The 18,245-nt window shown below is 58.4% G+C and carries 15 protein-coding genes and 4 tRNA genes; 14 read left to right on the top strand and 5 right to left on the bottom strand.

The window, feature by feature from the left end:
* Positions 1-68: 68 nt before the first annotated feature.
* Positions 69-479, top strand: a complete 411-nt coding sequence (locus tag FXO12_RS01665) for a hypothetical protein (RefSeq protein ID WP_034127951.1) — start codon at positions 69-71, stop codon at positions 477-479.
* Here the strand turns inward: FXO12_RS01665 and FXO12_RS28690 are convergent.
* On the bottom strand, positions 476-637 hold the full coding sequence (locus FXO12_RS28690; protein WP_164919344.1) for a hypothetical protein: 162 nt from the start codon (positions 635-637) through the stop codon (positions 476-478). The two genes, FXO12_RS01665 and FXO12_RS28690, sit on opposite strands and share 4 nt — an antisense overlap.
* A 212-nt stretch (positions 638-849) precedes the next feature.
* Here FXO12_RS28690 and FXO12_RS01670 point away from each other — a divergent pair, with 212 nt between their 5' ends.
* Positions 850-1,515 carry a peptidase C39 family protein gene (locus FXO12_RS01670; RefSeq protein WP_057975025.1) on the top strand — a complete coding sequence of 222 codons (666 nt, stop codon included), beginning with the start codon at positions 850-852 and terminating at the stop codon, positions 1,513-1,515.
* Positions 1,516-1,628: 113 nt separating this feature from the next.
* Here the strand turns inward: FXO12_RS01670 and pbpG are convergent, their stop codons facing one another.
* Complete coding sequence (gene pbpG / locus FXO12_RS01675) at positions 1,629-2,552, bottom strand: D-alanyl-D-alanine endopeptidase (RefSeq protein WP_057974949.1); 924 nt, start codon at positions 2,550-2,552, stop codon at positions 1,629-1,631.
* A 207-nt stretch (positions 2,553-2,759) separates the two neighbouring features.
* Positions 2,760-3,614, bottom strand: coding sequence for a bifunctional methylenetetrahydrofolate dehydrogenase/methenyltetrahydrofolate cyclohydrolase FolD (gene folD, locus FXO12_RS01680; protein ID WP_003192259.1), 855 nt, complete (start codon positions 3,612-3,614; stop codon positions 2,760-2,762).
* Between the two features lie 275 nt (positions 3,615-3,889).
* Between folD and FXO12_RS01685 the strand changes: the two genes are divergently transcribed.
* From FXO12_RS01685 to FXO12_RS01730, 10 genes are all read left to right on the top strand, one after another.
* Positions 3,890-3,966 (top strand) — tRNA-Arg (locus FXO12_RS01685).
* 32 nt (positions 3,967-3,998) lie between these two features.
* Positions 3,999-4,074 (top strand) — tRNA-His (locus FXO12_RS01690).
* Between the two features lie 57 nt (positions 4,075-4,131).
* A tRNA-Leu gene (locus tag FXO12_RS01695) sits at positions 4,132-4,216 on the top strand.
* A gap of 77 nt (positions 4,217-4,293) precedes the next feature.
* Positions 4,294-4,369: transfer RNA gene (locus FXO12_RS01700), tRNA-His, on the top strand.
* A gap of 401 nt (positions 4,370-4,770) precedes the next feature.
* Positions 4,771-6,081: a trigger factor gene (gene tig, locus FXO12_RS01705; RefSeq protein ID WP_034127949.1), complete on the top strand. Its 1,311-nt coding sequence runs from the start codon at positions 4,771-4,773 to the stop codon at positions 6,079-6,081.
* Between the two features lie 91 nt (positions 6,082-6,172).
* Positions 6,173-6,808: an ATP-dependent Clp endopeptidase proteolytic subunit ClpP gene (gene clpP, locus FXO12_RS01710; protein WP_003192255.1), complete on the top strand. Its 636-nt coding sequence runs from the start codon at positions 6,173-6,175 to the stop codon at positions 6,806-6,808.
* A gap of 112 nt (positions 6,809-6,920) precedes the next feature.
* Positions 6,921-8,204 carry an ATP-dependent Clp protease ATP-binding subunit ClpX gene (clpX, locus tag FXO12_RS01715; RefSeq protein ID WP_003192254.1) on the top strand — a complete coding sequence of 428 codons (1,284 nt, stop codon included), beginning with the start codon at positions 6,921-6,923 and terminating at the stop codon, positions 8,202-8,204.
* 188 nt (positions 8,205-8,392) lie between these two features.
* Entirely contained in the window at positions 8,393-10,789 is a 2,397-nt protein-coding gene (gene lon / locus FXO12_RS01720; RefSeq protein WP_034127948.1) for an endopeptidase La, read from the top strand.
* Between the two features lie 149 nt (positions 10,790-10,938).
* Entirely contained in the window at positions 10,939-11,211 is a 273-nt protein-coding gene (locus FXO12_RS01725; RefSeq protein ID WP_003174819.1) for an HU family DNA-binding protein, read from the top strand.
* Between the two features lie 228 nt (positions 11,212-11,439).
* Entirely contained in the window at positions 11,440-13,314 is a 1,875-nt protein-coding gene (locus FXO12_RS01730; RefSeq protein ID WP_057974948.1) for a SurA N-terminal domain-containing protein, read from the top strand.
* 200 nt (positions 13,315-13,514) lie between these two features.
* Here the strand turns inward: FXO12_RS01730 and nhaA are convergent, their stop codons facing one another.
* Both nhaA and FXO12_RS01740 read right to left on the bottom strand, forming a co-directional pair.
* Positions 13,515-14,858, bottom strand: a complete 1,344-nt coding sequence (nhaA, locus tag FXO12_RS01735) for a Na+/H+ antiporter NhaA (protein WP_057974947.1) — start codon at positions 14,856-14,858, stop codon at positions 13,515-13,517.
* Between the two features lie 118 nt (positions 14,859-14,976).
* Complete coding sequence (locus FXO12_RS01740; RefSeq protein ID WP_054917370.1) at positions 14,977-16,158, bottom strand: MFS transporter; 1,182 nt, start codon at positions 16,156-16,158, stop codon at positions 14,977-14,979.
* A gap of 118 nt (positions 16,159-16,276) precedes the next feature.
* Here FXO12_RS01740 and FXO12_RS01745 point away from each other — a divergent pair, with 118 nt between their 5' ends.
* Entirely contained in the window at positions 16,277-17,176 is a 900-nt protein-coding gene (locus FXO12_RS01745) for a LysR family transcriptional regulator (protein WP_173647455.1), read from the top strand.
* Positions 17,177-17,264: 88 nt separating this feature from the next.
* Positions 17,265-18,056 carry a DUF2242 domain-containing protein gene (locus FXO12_RS01750; protein ID WP_034127943.1) on the top strand — a complete coding sequence of 264 codons (792 nt, stop codon included), beginning with the start codon at positions 17,265-17,267 and terminating at the stop codon, positions 18,054-18,056.
* Positions 18,057-18,245 lie beyond the last annotated feature (189 nt).

The raw sequence follows: 18,245 nt of genomic DNA on the forward strand, positions 1-18,245 counted from the left end.
AGGGCGGCTCATCAAGCTTGTCAGCCATCGGATACGAACTTTTCATTCATGCCCTTTGGAGCCCTGTCATGTCACTCAAACCACTGTTGTTAGTTCCCGTCCTAGGCTTTGTCTGTTTACTGTCGGCCTGCGCCGGCCCGATCCCCAAGGCGGATCCCAGCGAAGCCTGGATCGGCTTGCAGGAAGAAGCGCCGAATGACCTGATGGCCGAGCGTGTCGATGGCAAGCGGGTGGACGATGGGCGCTATTTTGAGGTGACCCCGGGTGACCATCGCCTGGACGTGACTTTATTTGAAGACGAGCCGGGTGATGATAACCAGCAGGATTGCCAGGGCCGCATCGAGTACAAGCATTTCAAGGCAGGTGAGCACTACACCCTGGTGGAGTCGAGCCTGGGCACCACGGTGCGCGCGTCTCTTGAGGACGGCCACGGCAAGGAAATTGCCGCGACCCAGGACTTCAATTGCATGCCTGGCTAGGCGTGATGCGCCGTCGCCTTGTGCGGTTCTGCAGGTGCAGCAGGTTTGACGTGGGGGTGATGATGCCGGCGCGTCACGCGCATGACTCCCCACAGCATGGCGGCGGCGACGGCCAGCCAACCACAGATCAACAGGAAAATCGTTGTCGCAAGGCTCATTCGGGCCTCCTTTCGCCCACTTGGGGCACACACAGTCTTCTCAATGGACAGTCTAGTCAGCTGGCGGTTGCCTGCTATTGACCAATGGTCGAGTCGGTCCAACTTCTTTGCTCTATCAGCGCCGCTTTACTGAGCCAGTGGGCTATACCGGCGGGGCGGGGCGCCCTATGATCGGAGGCCTTTACCGGCAGTTGATCAAGAGAGTGAAAAAATTGCGCTTACGGTCGAACCTTAAAACCTCCTTGCTGCTCGCCGCTGCCCTTGGGCTGGCGGCCTGTGCCAGCAGCACACCGTCGAAACTGCCAGGCTTGCCGGAGCGCGTTGAACTCACTGGCGTGCCGACCTTTCGCAGCGAGGCTTATCAGAGCGGTCCTACGGCACTTGCCAGCATGCTGTCGCAACAAGGCATTGTCATGACACCGGGTTTGCTTGATAAACCGCTGCACCTGCCCGGCGCCGAGGCGGACCTTGAGCGCAACATGCAAGTGTTGGCACGTGAATACGGGCTGATGGTGTATCCACTGGAGGCCAAGCTGACCGCCGTGCTGGCGCAGGTGGCGGCGGGTTACCCAGTGATGGCGCGGATCAACGCCAGTTATTGGTCCGGGGCGCGCTATGTCGTGGTGGTGGGGTTCAACCAACAGAAGAGTACGGTGCTGTTGCGCTCTGGCAACGAGCGCCGGCTGATCATGCGCTTCAGCGACTTCGAGTCGGCGTGGGCGAGCGCGGGCCATTGGGCCATTCTGACCCAGCGCCCGAGCCAGTTGCCGGCCAATGTGGACGTGCAGCGCTGGCGCGAAGCGGCCAATGCCACGGCGCAGGCGGGGCAGGAGCAAGCGGCGGCCCAAGCGCTCAAGGTGTTGGCAGAGAAGAAGTGAAGCTCAAATAATGTGGGAGCGGGCTTGCTCGCGAATGCGGTGGGTCAGCCATGAATGTAGCGACTGACACCCCGCATTCGCGAGCAAGCCCGCTCCCACACTAAAACCGTTGCTTATCGACGTACTTCCGTAGCGGTCGCTCGGTTCTTGAGGTTTTTATCGGCCTTGTAACGCAGCGCTACATCAGGCACTGCGCCGCCTTTGCCGGTCTCGACCCAGCTACGAATACGGCTGGCATCGGCAAAATGGGTGAACTTGCCAAAGGCATCCAGAATCACCAGCGACACCGGGCGATTGCCCATGCTCGTCACCAACACCAGGCAATGGCCGGCCTGGTTGGTGAAACCGGTCTTGGTCAGCTTGATATCCCAGTTGGCGCGGTTGATCAGGTGATCGGTGTTGGAGAAGCCCAAGGTGTAATTAGGCTTGCGGAACGACACGGTCTTTTCCTTGGTGGTGCTCAACTGGCTCAGCATCGGAAACTTGCGCGCATAGGCCAGCAGCTTGCTCAGGTCGCGGGCGGTCGACACGTTATGGATCGACAGGCCGGTGGGCTCTACGTAGTGGGTGCTGGTCATGCCCAGGGACTTGGCCTTGGCGTTCATCGCGGCAATGAAGGCCGCGTAACCGCCTGGATAGTGGTGGGCGAGGCTGGCGGCGGCGCGGTTTTCCGAAGACATCAGCGCGATCAGCAGCATTTCCTTGCGTGGCATCTGGCTGCCGATCTTCACCCGGGAGAACACGCCTTTCATCTCGGGCGTGTCGGTGATGTTGATGTCGATGTATTCGTCCATGTTCTGCTTGGCTTCGAGTACGATCAGGCCAGTCATCAGCTTGCTCACCGAGGCGATAGGTACCACCACGTCAGGGTTGCTGGAATAAATGACTTTATTGGTCTGCAAGTCGACCAGCATGGCGCTGCCGGAGGCGATCTGCAGCTTGGAGGCGTCACGCGGGGCCAGGGTGGATTCGGCGGCGTGGGCGAAGGTGCCTGTTAACGCAAAAAACAGGCTGACAATAGAAAGACGAATTTTCACGCGGATGAACTCGCTAAAAAGTAAGGAAATGCCGTTGTAGAACGGGTCTTAAGACAAATGACGTTACATTTTAGGAGTATGGATGAAGAACTGTCGAATGTTCTTCTAGAACCAGACGAAAGTGCTTAAAAACTAAGAAAAAACGGTTTTTTTACGCGTAATAAAAAGCCCTGCGCTAAGGCAGGGCTTTTTCATTACGTCTGGTTATTAACCGTGCAGCGTTTCCGCTGCATATAAGGTGTTTTCCAGCAAGCAGGCCCGGGTCATCGGCCCGACACCGCCGGGGACCGGCGTGATCCAGCCTGCTCGGGGCAGGGCGGTTTCATACACCACGTCGCCCACCAACTTGCCGTCTTCCTGGCGGTTGATACCCACGTCAATAACGATGGCGCCTTCCTTGATCCACTCACCCTTGACCAGGCCCGGCTTGCCGGCGGCGACTACCACCAGGTCGGCACGGCCGACGTGGCCGGCGAGGTCCTTGGTGAAGCGATGGGTGACGGTCACGGTGCAGCCGGCCAGCAGCAGCTCCATGGCCATCGGGCGACCGACGATGTTCGATGCGCCCACCACCACAGCGTCAAGGCCGTACAGGTCGACACCGGTGCTTTCCAGCAGCGTCATGATGCCTTTAGGCGTGCATGGGCGCAGCAGGGGAATGCGTTGGGCCAGGCGGCCGACGTTATAAGGGTGGAAACCGTCGACGTCCTTGTCCGGGCGGATGCGCTCCAGCAGCTTGGAGGCGTCCAGGTGCTCAGGCAGCGGCAGCTGCAGCAGGATGCCGTCCATGCCCGGGTCATCGTTGAGGCTGTCAATCAGGTCGGTCAGGGCCTGTTGAGTGGTGTCCGAAGGCAAGTCGTAGGCCTTGGAAATAAAGCCGACCTCTTCACAGTCTTTACGCTTGTGCGAGACATAAACCTGAGAGGCAGGATCGCTGCCGACCAGGATCACCGCGAGGCCAGGCGTGCGCAGGCCTTGCTGGCTGCGCTCGGTGACTCGTTTGGCGATCTGCTGGCGCAGGCTGGCGGCGATTGATTTGCCGTCGATAAGTTGTGCAGTCATTACGCGTGATTAACCATCGAGAGGGGGAAGAAAAGTGCGCGCATTCTCGCATGCCAAAGCGCGAGGGCAAAGGCGCTTGGTCTGCAAATTGCCCTAACCCCTTAAATAAAATCAGTTTTTTTCAAAAAAGATTTGACGAGTTTCCAGGGCGTCTATACTATTCGTCGCACTTGTCGGGCACAGCCTAGCACTGGTTAAGAAGGTCGAGCAGAATAGTTGTACTGCAAGGCTGGAAGCACTTAGTTTGTAATCCTCCAAGAGTACAGATTAATAAGGCGCCCGTAGCTCAGCTGGATAGAGCATCCGCCTTCTAAGCGGATGGTCGCAGGTTCGAGTCCTGCCGGGTGCGCCATTAGGCAGCTTTGGCACAAGTAGCGCTATATGGTGGGCGTAGCTCAGTTGGTAGAGCACGGGATTGTGACTCCCGTTGTCGAGGGTTCGATCCCCTTCGTCCACCCCATATTCTGAAAGGCGCCAGATTTAACAGTCTGGCGCCTTTGCTTTAAGAGCTTCAAGCGCGGATGTGGTGGAATTGGTAGACACACTGGATTTAGGTTCCAGCGCCGCGAGGCGTAAGAGTTCGAGTCTCTTCATCCGCACCAATTAAAGCTTTTCCCGGTCATCAGGCGGGGCAGGGCTCAACAAAGAAGTGGTTTGGTTTCTTTGTTAACGCAATATGGTGGGCGTAGCTCAGTTGGTAGAGCACGGGATTGTGACTCCCGTTGTCGAGGGTTCGATCCCCTTCGTCCACCCCATATTCGAAAGGCGCCAGATTTAACAGTCTGGCGCCTTTTTTGGTTTTGGCGGTTTGATATTGGGTGGTTGCAGGTGCTGGGCTGCCCCGGCAGGGCGTGTCGTCGTATTTATGTATCTCGATGATGCCGCGTTGCTTGCTCGCCTTGTTCGCAGGGCGGGCCGTCAGGGAGATGAATGGTTGTTCCTTCTATATATAGAGAGGGGCGGCGCAGAGCCCTGGCGCAATTTGGCTGTATTTGTCACCGGGGCGAGGTACTTCAGTGCTTTCGTACCGATAAATTGCCGGCTGTTTTTCGCGGTGTTTTCAGTAGGGTGACTTCTTGAGTTTGACCCACTAGAATGCATGCCCTTGATTGGGGTCGGAAATGGCCGGCTAATGTCTGTGCAACGAGGAATATCCATGCAAGTTTCTGTTGAAAATACTACTGCTCTCGAGCGCCGCCTGAGCATCACCGTGCCGGCAGAGCGTATCGAGACTGCGGTCAACAAGCGTCTGCAGCAGACTGCCCAAAAGGCCAAGATCGCTGGTTTCCGTCCAGGCAAAGTGCCTATGAGCGAAATCAAGCGTCGTTTTGGTGCCGATGCGCGCCAGGAAGCTGTAGGTGACGTGATCCAGGCTTCCTTCTACGAAGCCGTTGTCGAGCAGAAGCTGAACCCTGCTGGCTCGCCTTCGATCGAGCCCAAGTCCCTGGAAGCGGGCAAGGACCTGGAATACGTTGCCGTATTCGAAGTGTTCCCGGAATTTGAAGTGGCCGGTTTCGAAGGTATCGAAATCGAGCGTCTGAGCGCCGAAGTGGCTGATTCGGACCTGGACAACATGCTGGAAATCCTGCGCAAGCAGAATACTCGTTTCGAAGTGGCCGACCGTGCCGCCCAGAACGAAGACCAACTGAACATCGATTTCGTTGGCAAGGTTGACGGCGAAGTCTTCGCTGGCGGCTCCTCCAAGGGCACTCAGCTGGTGCTGGGTTCCAACCGCATGATCCCTGGTTTCGAAGACGGCCTGGTTGGCGCCAAAGCCGGCGAAGAGCGCGTTCTGAACCTGACTTTCCCTGCTGACTACCAGAACCTGGACCTGGCTGGCAAAGCCGCCGAGTTCACCGTTACCGTCAACAGCGTTTCCGAGCCTAAGCTGCCAGAGCTGAACGAAGAGTTCTTCGCCCAGTTCGGCATCAAGGAAACCGGCATCGAAGGCTTCCGCACCGAAGTTCGCAAGAACATGGAGCGTGAGCTGCGCCAGGCTATCAAGTCCAAGGTCAAGAATCAGGTCATGGACGGTCTGCTGGCCGCCAACCCGATCGAAGTGCCTAAGGCCCTGCTGTCCAACGAAGTGGATCGCCTGCGCGTTCAAGCGGTTCAGCAATTTGGTGGCAACATCAAGCCTGACCAACTGCCGGCCGAGCTGTTCGAAGAGCAAGCCAAGCGCCGCGTTGTGCTGGGCCTGATCGTGGCCGAAGTGGTCAAGCAGTTCGACCTCAAGCCTGACGAAGACCGCGTTCGCGAAATGATCCAGGAAATGGCTTCGGCCTACCAGGAGCCTGAGCAGGTCGTGGCTTGGTACTACAAGAACGAGCAGCAGATGAACGAAGTACGTTCGGTTGTGCTGGAAGAACAAGTTGTGGATACTGTTCTGCAGAAGGCTAAGGTGACCGATAAAGCGGTCTCTTACGAAGAAGCAGTCAAACCGGCGGAAGCAGCACAAGCCGACTGATTGTCCAACTCGTTGGAAATTCAACCATAAGCCAGCCTCGCGCTGGCTTATGCGTTTTCAAGACATGACTATTTGGGAGTAACTGCAGAGCATGTTCCGTAATTCCTATATTCAGCAGAACTCTGATATCCAGGCCGCAGGCGGCCTGGTCCCGATGGTTGTCGAGCAGTCCGCTCGTGGCGAACGCGCCTACGACATCTACTCGCGCCTGCTCAAGGAGCGAGTGATCTTTCTGGTTGGCCCGGTAGAGGACTACATGGCCAACCTGATTTGTGCGCAATTGCTGTTCCTTGAAGCGGAAAACCCGGACAAGGACATCCATCTCTACATCAACTCACCGGGCGGTTCGGTGACTGCGGGCATGTCGATCTACGACACCATGCAGTTCATCAAGCCAAACGTGTCGACCACCTGTATTGGCCAGGCGTGCAGCATGGGCGCCTTCCTGCTGACCGCGGGTGCCGAAGGCAAGCGTTTCTGCCTGCCGAACTCGCGTGTGATGATTCACCAGCCTCTGGGCGGTTTCCAGGGCCAGGCGTCGGATATCGAAATCCACGCCAAGGAAATCCTCTTCATTCGTGAGCGTCTCAACACGCTGATGGCCAAGCACAGCGGGCGCACCCTGGAAGAAATCGAGCGCGATACCAACCGTGACAATTTCATGAGCGCTGAAGCCGCCAAGGAATACGGGTTGATCGACGCAGTGATCGACAAGCGCCCCGCTTAATATAAGCCGCTCAAAATAGGGCTGGTCGGCATGTCCGACCACTGGCGGGCTTGAAAAAGCCCGCATAAGCCTTCATCTTGTGTTGCAAGCCTATCGGATTTGGATCGAACGAATGACTGACACCCGCAACGGCGAGGACAACGGCAAGCTGCTCTATTGCTCCTTCTGTGGCAAAAGCCAGCATGAAGTACGCAAATTGATTGCCGGCCCCTCGGTGTTTATCTGCGACGAATGCGTCGACCTGTGCAATGACATCATCCGTGAGGAGGTGCAGGAAGCCCAGGCCGAGAGCAGTGCGCATAAATTACCTTCGCCTAAAGAAATCAGCGGCATCCTTGACCAGTACGTCATTGGTCAAGAGCGTGCAAAGAAGGTTCTGGCCGTAGCGGTGTACAACCACTACAAGCGCTTGAACCAGCGTGACAAGAAAGGTGACGAGGTTGAACTTGGCAAGAGCAACATCTTGCTGATCGGTCCTACAGGCTCGGGTAAAACCCTGCTTGCAGAAACCCTCGCTCGCCTGTTGAACGTTCCGTTCACCATCGCCGACGCCACCACCCTCACCGAGGCTGGCTACGTGGGTGAAGATGTCGAGAACATCATTCAGAAACTGCTGCAGAAGTGCGACTACGACGTAGAGAAGGCCCAGATGGGTATTGTCTACATCGACGAGATCGACAAGATCTCGCGCAAGTCGGACAACCCGTCGATCACCCGGGACGTTTCCGGTGAAGGCGTGCAGCAGGCCCTGTTGAAACTGATCGAAGGCACGGTTGCTTCCGTTCCGCCACAAGGCGGCCGCAAGCACCCGCAGCAGGAATTCCTTCAGGTTGATACGCGCAACATCCTGTTCATTTGTGGCGGTGCGTTCTCCGGTCTGGAGAAGGTGATTCAGCAGCGTTCCACCCGTGGCGGCATTGGTTTCAGTGCGGAAGTGCGTAGCAAGGAAGAAGGCAAGAAGGTGGGCGAGTCCCTGCGTGAAGTCGAGCCTGACGATCTGGTCAAGTTCGGTCTGATCCCGGAATTCGTTGGCCGTCTGCCGGTCCTGGCGACGTTGGACGAGTTGGATGAGGCGGCTTTGATCCAGATCCTCACCGAGCCGAAAAACGCCCTGACCAAGCAATACGGCAAATTGTTCGAGATGGAAGGTGTAGACCTCGAGTTCCGTACCGATGCGCTGAAATCGGTGGCCAAGCGGGCACTGGAGCGCAAGACCGGTGCACGTGGCCTGCGTTCTATTCTCGAAGGCGTGTTGCTCGACACCATGTACGAAATCCCCTCGCAGTCCGAGGTGAGTAAAGTGGTGATCGACGAAAGCGTGATCGAAGGCAAATCCAAGCCACTGTATATCTACGAAAACAGTGAGCCGGCTGCCAAGGCTGCACCCGACGCGTAAGCGTTCAGCAGTTGCGGTACAAGCAAGGGGCCTCTAGGGGCCCCTTGTTTTTTGGGGGCTTTTCTCGGAGCGGTGGTTAAATTCGCGTGTATTCATGCGTTTAACTACTGGCATTGAGCTTGTTTTTTTTGCATGTAACCCCCATCTTGGTTTCAAGCTTATTTTTGAACTGTCATAGAGGCGAAATCATGAAGACAACCATCGAATTGCCTCTCCTGCCGTTGCGTGATGTCGTCGTCTATCCGCACATGGTTATCCCGCTGTTCGTGGGGCGCGAGAAGTCTATCGAAGCCCTCGAGGCCGCGATGACGGGCGACAAGCAAATCCTGCTGTTGGCCCAGAAGAATCCTGCTGATGATGATCCAGGTGAAGATGCCCTGTATCGCGTCGGCACCATTGCCACTGTCCTGCAATTGCTCAAACTGCCCGATGGCACCGTCAAGGTGTTAGTCGAAGGTGAGCAGCGCGGCGCCGTAGAGCGTTTCATGGAGGTGGATGGCCACCTGCGTGCAGAAGTGGCGCTGATCGACGAAGTCGAAGCCCCGGAGCGTGAGTCCGAGGTGTTCGTGCGCAGCCTGCTCTCGCAGTTCGAGCAGTATGTCCAACTGGGCAAGAAAGTTCCGGCTGAAGTCCTGTCGTCCCTCAACAGCATTGATGAGCCAAGCCGCCTGGTCGACACCATGGCCGCCCACATGGCGCTGAAGATCGAGCAGAAGCAAGACATCCTCGAAATCATCGACCTGTCGGCCCGTGTCGAACACGTGCTGGCGTTGCTGGATGGCGAAATCGACCTGCTGCAGGTTGAGAAACGCATCCGTGGTCGTGTGAAGAAGCAGATGGAGCGTAGCCAGCGCGAGTACTATCTGAATGAGCAGATGAAGGCCATTCAGAAAGAACTCGGTGACGGCGAGGAGGGCCACAACGAAATCGAAGAGCTGAAAAAGCGTATCGATGCCGCTGGCCTGCCCAAAGACGCCCTGACCAAGGCCACCGCGGAGCTGAACAAGCTCAAGCAGATGTCGCCGATGTCGGCCGAAGCCACCGTGGTGCGCTCGTACATCGACTGGTTGGTGCAAGTGCCGTGGAAGGCCCAGACCAAGGTGCGCCTGGACCTGGCCCGTGCTGAAGAGATCCTCGACGCTGACCATTACGGCCTGGAAGAGGTCAAGGAGCGCATCCTTGAGTACCTCGCCGTGCAAAAGCGTGTGAAAAAAATCCGCGGGCCGGTGTTGTGCCTGGTCGGGCCTCCAGGTGTGGGTAAAACATCCCTGGCGGAATCGATTGCCAGCGCGACTAACCGCAAGTTCGTGCGCATGGCCTTGGGTGGCGTGCGTGACGAAGCGGAAATCCGTGGTCATCGCCGTACCTACATCGGTTCGATGCCAGGAAGATTGATTCAAAAGATGACAAAGGTGGGTGTACGCAACCCGCTGTTCCTGCTCGATGAAATCGACAAAATGGGCAGCGATATGCGTGGCGATCCGGCGTCGGCCTTGCTCGAAGTGCTTGATCCCGAGCAGAACCATAATTTCAACGACCATTACCTGGAAGTCGACTACGACTTGTCTGACGTAATGTTCTTGTGCACCTCCAACTCCATGAACATTCCGCCAGCCTTGCTGGATCGGATGGAGGTGATTCGTCTGCCGGGCTACACCGAAGACGAGAAGATCAACATCGCAGTCAAGTACCTGGCGCCCAAGCAGATTTCGGCCAACGGCCTGAAGAAGGGCGAGATCGAATTCGAGGTCGAGGCGATCCGTGACATCGTGCGCTACTACACCCGCGAGGCCGGTGTACGGGGCCTTGAGCGCCAGATCGCGAAGATCTGCCGCAAGGCGGTGAAGGAGCATGCGCTGGAAAAACGCTTCTCTGTGAAGGTAGTTGCCGATTCCCTGGAACACTTCCTGGGCGTGAAGAAATTCCGCTACGGCCTGGCCGAGCAACAGGATCAGGTCGGCCAGGTGACTGGTTTGGCGTGGACCCAGGTAGGTGGCGAATTGCTCACCATCGAAGCTGCGGTGATTCCGGGCAAAGGCCAATTGATCAAGACCGGCTCCCTGGGTGACGTGATGGTCGAATCCATTACCGCCGCGCAGACCGTGGTGCGCAGCCGCGCCCGCAGCCTGGGCATCCCGCTGGACTTCCACGAGAAGCACGACACCCATATCCACATGCCGGAAGGGGCAACCCCCAAAGACGGCCCTAGCGCTGGCGTAGGCATGTGCACGGCGCTGGTATCAGCGTTGACCGGCATTCCTGTGCGCGCCGATGTGGCGATGACCGGGGAAATTACCCTGCGTGGTCAGGTATTGGCGATCGGTGGTCTGAAAGAGAAATTACTCGCTGCGCACCGGGGTGGAATCAAGACCGTGATCATTCCTGAAGAGAATGTTCGCGACTTGAAGGAAATTCCTGACAATATCAAGCAGGATCTTCAGATTAAACCGGTTAAATGGATTGACGAGGTCCTGCAAATTGCGCTGCAATACGCGCCGGAGCCCTTGCCGGATGTGGTCCCGGAGATAGTCGCGAAGGACGAAAAACGCGAGTCCGATTCCAAGGAAAGAATTAGCACGCATTAATGTGTTGGAGCCTGGGGGGCTTCCTTGACAGCTTTTTAGAGCCCTTGTTATAAAGCGGCTCTTAAGTGTCTGTAGGCCATTCAGCACTGGTTTTGCTTTTTACCAAAAAACTTAGAATCATACTCAATAGATATATAAGGGGACTTAGAGTGAACAAGTCGGAACTGATTGATGCTATCGCTGCATCCGCTGATATCCCGAAAGCTGCTGCTGGCCGTGCGCTGGACGCAGTAATCGAATCCGTCACTGGCGCTCTGAAGGCCGGCGACTCCGTGGTACTGGTAGGCTTCGGTACTTTCTCTGTGACTGACCGCCCAGCTCGCACTGGCCGTAACCCACAGACCGGCAAAGCACTGCAAATCGCTGCTGCCAAGAAACCAGGTTTCAAAGCCGGTAAAGCCCTGAAAGAAGCCGTTAACTAAGCTTCGTTCAAGCCTTTGCTTACCCGGGTCGGACTCAGGTCTGGCCTGGCAGCGGAGCGGTAGCTGACCCACGTATCGGGTCGCCACGCCGGGGGTGCAGATTCGAACCCCCGTCCGCTCCGCCAGTTACGAGAAGGCGCATCCTCGGATGCGCCTTTCTTCTATCCGGACTCTACCCACGCTCCACGGTTGCCTAATTTTTGAAGTTCAACCGTTTCTGGGGGACGCATGCTGCAAAATATCAGGGACAATTCACAAGGCTGGATTGCCAAGACCATTATCGGGATCATCGTCGCTTTGATGGCGTTCACCGGTATCGAAGCCATTTTCCAGGCTTCGGGTAATAACAAGCAGGACGTGGCCAAGGTCAATGGTGAAGAAATCACCCAGACCGAACTGAGCCAGGCCGTCGACATGCAACGTCGCCAGCTGATGCAACAGTTGGGCAAGGATTTCGATGCTTCCCTGCTGGACGAAAAACTGCTGCGCGGTGCTGCCCTCAAGGGCCTGATCGACCGCAAGCTGCTGCTGCAAGGTGCTGCCGATTCCAAGTTCGGCTTCTCGGAAGCGGCGCTGGACCAGGTGATCCTGCAGACGCCGGAATTCCAGGTGGACGGCAAGTTCAACGCCGAACGCTTTGACCAGGTGATCCGTCAGTTGGGCTATAGCCGCATGCAATTCCGTCAGATGCTGACCCAGGAAATGCTGATCGGCCAGGTTCGCGCAGGCATCGCCGGCAGCGGTTTTGTGACCGACGCCGAGGTGCTGGCATTTGCCCGTCTGGAAAAACAGACCCGCGACTTCGCTACCGTCAACATCAAGGCTGACCCTGCGGCGGTGAAACTCACCGACGACGAGGTCAAGGCCTACTACGACCAGCACGCCAAAGAGTTCATGACCCCGGACCAGGTGGTCATCGACTATCTGGAGTTGAAGAAGTCTTCCTTCTTCGACCAGGTCAGCGTCAAGGACGATGAGCTGCAGGCTGCCTACGAGAAGGAAACCGCCAACCTCGCTGAACAGCGTCGTGCCGCGCATATCCTGATTGAAGTCAACGACAAGGTCACCGAGGCGCAAGCCAAGGCCAAGATCGAAGACATCCAGGCGCGCCTGGCCAAGGGTGAGAAGTTCGAAGCCCTGGCCAAGGAGTTCTCCCAGGACCCAGGTTCGGCCAACAATGGCGGTGACCTCGGCTTTGCGGGCCCTGGCGTTTATGACCCGGACTTTGAAACCGCGCTGTACGGCTTGAAGCAAGACCAGGTGTCGGCGCCAGTGCGCACTACCTTCGGTTGGCATCTGATCAAGTTGCTGGGCGTTGAAGCGCCTGAGGTGCCATCGTTCGCCAGCCTGAAAGACAAGCTGACCCGCGAGCTCAAGGCACAGCAGGTTGAACAGCGTTTTGTCGAAGCGACCAAGCAATTGGAAGATGCGGCATTCGAAGCCTCTGACCTGGCCCAGCCGGCGTCTGACCTGAAGCTGACCGTCCACACTTCCGCGCCGTTTGGCCGTGAAGGTGGTGAAGGTGTTGCGGCCAACCGTGCCGTGGTCACTGCAGCCTTCAGCCCGGAAGTGCTGGATGAAGGTGCAAACAGTAGCGCTATCGAGCTGGACCCGGAAACCATCATCGTGCTGCGTGCCAAAGAGCATCTCAAGCCGGCCCAGTTGCCGCTGGAGAACGTCGCTGCGGCCATTCGCACCCAGATGACCAAGGAGCGCGCGAGCGCTGCCGCCAAAGCCCATGCCGACGAGTTGATCGCCAGCCTGCGTGATGGCAAGACCGCGCTGGACCAGCCGGTTGATGGCCAGGCCTGGAAGGTGACTGAGGCAGCTACCCGTGGTCAGGACTCCATCGACCCGGCCGTGCTGCAAGCCTTGTTCCGCATGCCCAAGCCTGCGGCCAAGGACAAGCCGACCTTCACCACCGTGACCCTGCGCGATGGCAGCCTGGTGATCGTGCGCTTGAACGGCGTGAACGAAGCAGCGGCCCCTACGGACGAAGAAAAAGCGCAATATCGCCGCTTCCTCGCTTCCCGTATTGGCCAGCAGGACTTCGCGGCCTACCGCAAGCAGCTGGAAACCCAGGCAGACATCAAGAAGTATTGATGCCGGCCTGAATAAAAAGACCCCGACCTGAAAAGGCCGGGGTCTTTTTTTGCCCTTGATAAAGCGGCTACTCAGTTAAATGGGACTGTCACTGTGGCGAGGGAGCTTGCTCCCGTTGACTGCGCAGCAGTCCCGGCTTTTTAGGGCCGCTTCGCGACCCAGCGGGAGCAAGCTCCCTCGCCACAGGTTGGTGCTCTGCCTCAGATAGGCTTGGCAGCAAACTTGAGCTTGCCCCATGTCAACCCGATCACCGCCGCCAGGGTTGAAGCCGCCAATACGCTCAGCTTCGCAGCCGACAGCAGGGCCGGGTCGGAAAATGCCAGGGAAGAGATAAAGATCGACATGGTGAAACCGATCCCCGCCAGCAGGCCGACGAGGCCAACGCCCGTCCAGGTCACACCGTCCGGCAGCTTGCAGATGTTGAGCTTGACCAGCGCCAGGCTCGCCAGCATCACGCCCAGAGGCTTGCCGAGCACCAGGGCGAAGATGACGCCCATGAACACACCGTGGGCCAGCGGGTCATCCAGATTGAAACCGTCCAGGCTCACACCGGCGTTGGCCAATGCAAACAGCGGCATCACGCCGAACGCTACCCAGGGGTGCAGCGCCGATTGAACACGCTGCACCGGCGGCAGTATTTCCCGTTGAGCTTCGCGCAATTGCTTGAGGGGCGTGGCGACTTGCTGGGTCCCTTCGGCTGGCTGCGAGAACCGGTCCATCAGCTCGTTGAAGGTGCGTTCGATGGTTTCCAGCGGGCGTTCCCGGGTGGGCTTGGAATTGACGGGGGTCATCAAGCCAAGGATCACCCCGGCGAGCGTTGGGTGCACGCCGGTCTTGAGCAGGCCAAACCACACGATAGCGCCTGGCAGCAGGTAGATCGCCGCCTTGCTGATGCCCATGCGTTGGAACACCAACACCAGGGCCAGCCCGCCGGCAGCAATCACCAAGCCCATGTAGTCGAGGCTGGCGGTGAAAAAGATCGCGATGATCAGGATCGCCACGATGTCATCGATGATCGCCAAGGCCAACAGCAGGATGCGTACGCCACTGGGAATCGATTTGCCCAGCAGCGCAAGCACACCCACGGCAAAGGCGATGTCGGTCGCGGTGGGGACTGCCCAGCCACTCGCGGCGGCGGTGTCGTGGTTGAGCAGGGTGTAGATGAGTGCGGGCATCAGCACACCGCCCAACGCCGCGCCCAAGGGCAGCGTGGCCAGCTTCAGGTTGGCGAGGGCGCCGTCTTTGATTTCCTGGCGGATCTCGGCACCGACCACCAGAAAGAAAATGGTCATCAGCCCGTCATTCACCAGAAAATGCAGGGAGCGCGACACGCTGTAATCGCCCTGCCCGAGGGTGATGGGCGTGTTCCAGAAATGCTCGTAGGTCGCGGCGGCGGGGCTGTTGGCCCACACCAGCGCGACGATGGCGGCCAGCAGCAGCACGATACCGCTGACGGCTTCGATGTGTGAAAAGCGCTCAAGGGCGGACAGCGCGCCCTCAGTCAAGCGCTGGGGGCGGGGGATGGCGGGGTGTTTATCAGGCACGACAAATCTCCATTGGCGGCCCGACCAATGCTTGGCTTTTAACCTGCGCCGTGCTTTATGCAACAACGCACCCAGGGGCGATGATAGGAAGGTGAGGAATAAGTTGTAAACAAACTTGTCATCGCGCGGGCAGCGCTTTACCCCGGATTGCGCCCAGCGCCAACACGATCAATCCTAGAACTGCCCATGGAAATGCCACGACGCCCCAACGTTCGAGCAAGAGCCCGCCCACTAATCCACCTCCGGCGATGCCCAGGTTCCATACCGTGACCAACATCGATTGGGCGGCATCGGCCGAGTTGCCAGCCGACTTGGCCAGCGCAGTTTGCAAGAGTGCGGGGAGGCCACCGAAGGCGAGCCCCCACAACGCCACGCTGACGTAAATGGCAACTACGCAGTTGAACCATAGTCCGAGCAGCAGGGCCGCAACGGCGAACATCGCGCAACTGATGAGGGTCAGTAGCCTCAGGTGCCGGTCAATCCAGACGCCTACCAGCCAGATACTCAGCAGGGCCATCAGGCCGAACACCAGCAGCACGCGATCAATCTCGCGGCCGATACCGGCGGGCACCAGCAAAGGGGCGATGTAGGTATAGAGAATGTTATGCGCGAGCACGTAGGTAAAGGTCACCCAGAGCACCGGCCGTATGCCTGGCAACGCCAGTACCTGACGTAAGCCGAGGCGTTTGCTTGGCGGTTCACCGGCAAAATCCGGCAGTTGCCAACGCGCCCATACCAGCAGTAACAGGGTCAGGCCAGTCATGATGGCAAAACTGGCGCGCCATCCGACCAGCGTACCCAGCAGGGTGCCGGCGGGCACGCCGAGGGACAAGGCCAGCGGCGCACCCAGCATGGCCACGGCAATCGCCCGGCCCTGCAGATGAGGTGCGACCATACGGCTGGCGTAACCCGCCAGCAAGGCCCACAGCAAGCCCGCGAACACACCGGCGAAAAATCGTGCAGCCAAGGTCAAGCCATAGTGGCTGGAAAAGGCGGTGACACTGTTAACCACTGCAAAGCCGCCGATGGCGATCAACAGCAACGGCCGCCGGCGCCAACCCCGGGTCAGCAATGTCAGCGGGATAGCGGCGAGCAACGAGCCGAGCGCATAGAGCGTTACCAGTTGCCCGACCAGAGCCTGGGAGACCCCGAGCCCAGCACCGATTTGCGGTAACAAACCGGCGGGCATTGCCTCGGTGAGGATGGTGATAAAGCCGGCGCAGGCCAACGCCAGCAAACCGGCCAGTGGCAGCGGTTCAGCGTGGGGGGCTGTATCGATCAATTGGGGGCTGTCGTTCATCGGGGCTCTCCTTGAAAGGGTCAAGGAGCCAAGGGTAGGGGGCTGCGAGGCGCGGAAAAACAGGCTAAGGTTCCGAACTTATCGGACGTTGATGTCCGCAATCGGCAAAGGCATCACCATGGACAATCTGGGCAGCCTCTCGGTTTTTGTGCAGGTCGCGCAAACGCTTAGCTTCACCGCTGCGGGCCGCGCACTGGGCGTGTCATCGTCGGCGGTGGGTAAAAGCATTGCGCGGATGGAAGAGCGCCTGGGCGTCAGGTTGTTTCATCGCAGCACCCGCAGCATCACTCTGACCAGCGAGGGCGCGCTGTTCCTGGAACGTTCGCGGCGCATCCTGGCGGAGCTGGAAGCGGCCGAACAGGAATTGACTGAGGTCACTGCCAAGCCTCGCGGCAAGCTGCGGATCAGTGTGCCCCAAGTGCGTGGTTTGTTGATGCCGGTGATCAGCGATTTTATGCGTGCCTACCCGGACATCGAGTTGGATGTGGATTTTTCCGATCGCATGGTGGATGTGATAGAGGAGGGCTTCGACGCGGTGATTCGCACCGGTAAGCCAGAAGATTCGCGCTTGATGATGCGCCATCTAGGGCATTACCAGTTGGTCCTCGTCGGTACGCCCGGCTACTTCGACCAGCACGGCACCCCCCATCGGCCACAGGACCTGAATCATCACGCCTGCCTGCGGCACAAATTCTGCGCCACCGGCAAGCTGGAGCCTTGGCCGCTGCGTCATGTCCCGGGGGCTTCCGAACTGAACCTGCGCGCACCGCTGGTCAGCACCACCATCGAGTCCCTCAATCATGTGGTGCAAGAAGGACTGGGCATTGCGTGCCTGCCGGACTACATGGTCAACCAGGCCGTACAGCATGGGCGTTTGCGACGGGTGCTGGATGAGCACCTCGAACATCGCGGCAGTTTCTGGTTGCTGTGGCCGGCCAGTCGCCATGCTTCGGCCAAGCTGCGGGCCTTTATCGATCATATGTGCGCCGGGCTTTTTCCTACTGACGCCGCTGTCTGAGCTTGAGATGTTTTACCGACAGGAATCGCGCTTCAATGTCGCGTTCTGTTGCACAATACCGTCCGGACCGTTTTCTTCAGGATTTTCAATGTCGACATCATTTCACTTGCGCAATCTCGGGTTGGCGCTGGTGCTGGCGGGCGCCGCGGGCTGCTCGTCACCCAAGACCGCTATCTATGAACATGAGAATTTCGACGATTCCGGTACGTTTTCCCGCGATTACCCGGTCAGCGATGTGGCGGCCTGTGAAGCTGCGCGCCGTGCCCTGCTGAGCCAGGGCTACATCATCACCAGCAGCGATCCGAAGTTGGTGGCCGGCAACAAGAGCTTCCAGCAGACCGGCGAGACCCATCTGCAGATCAGTTTCAATGTGGTGTGCGCTGCTGATGGCAAGGGCAGCAATCACTCGACGATGTTTGCCAACGCCTTGCAGGACCGCTATGCGCTGAAGAAGGTCAACAACTCCGCGAGCCTCGGTGTGGGCGTGCTGGGCTCGGTGTCGATGCCGATTGGCTCCACCGACGACTCGATGGTGAAGGTGGCAAGCGAGACCGTCTCGGCACCGAAGTTCTACGAGCGTTACTTTGCGTTGGTGGACGTGTTCCTGCCGCAGGAAGTAAAGCAGGCCGAGCATATCCCCGAGCAGCCCAAGGCCGACCTCGGCGTGCCCGAGCCCAAGACCGCTCCGGCAGCCGAGAAGGTCGAAGCGCCGAAGGATGTGCCTGTAGCGCCTGCCGCTGCAGAGCCGCTTGCGCCGCCACCTGAGGCTGCACCGATTGCACCGGTGACAGAGCCTGCTCCGGTTGCACCGGCGCCGACTGATCCGTCCCTGCCGGCGCCGACGGAAGCGATTCCACCGCTTCCGATGCCTGCGCAGTAACGCAATGCTGTTCTGATGTGGGAGCGGGCTTGCTCGCGAATACGGTGTAACAGTCGCCAAGTGTGTTCAATGACCCACCGCTTTCGCGAGCAAACCCGCTCCCACATTTTGATCGAGGTTGCGGTTGAGTTAAATCCAGTGATCGCCGCTACGTTTAATCCTGAAGAGCAGGAATGTCACGACGTCGAC

This window comes from Pseudomonas sp. J380, from assembly GCF_009827115.1.
In the GTDB taxonomy this organism is placed as follows: domain Bacteria; phylum Pseudomonadota; class Gammaproteobacteria; order Pseudomonadales; family Pseudomonadaceae; genus Aquipseudomonas; species Aquipseudomonas paracarnis.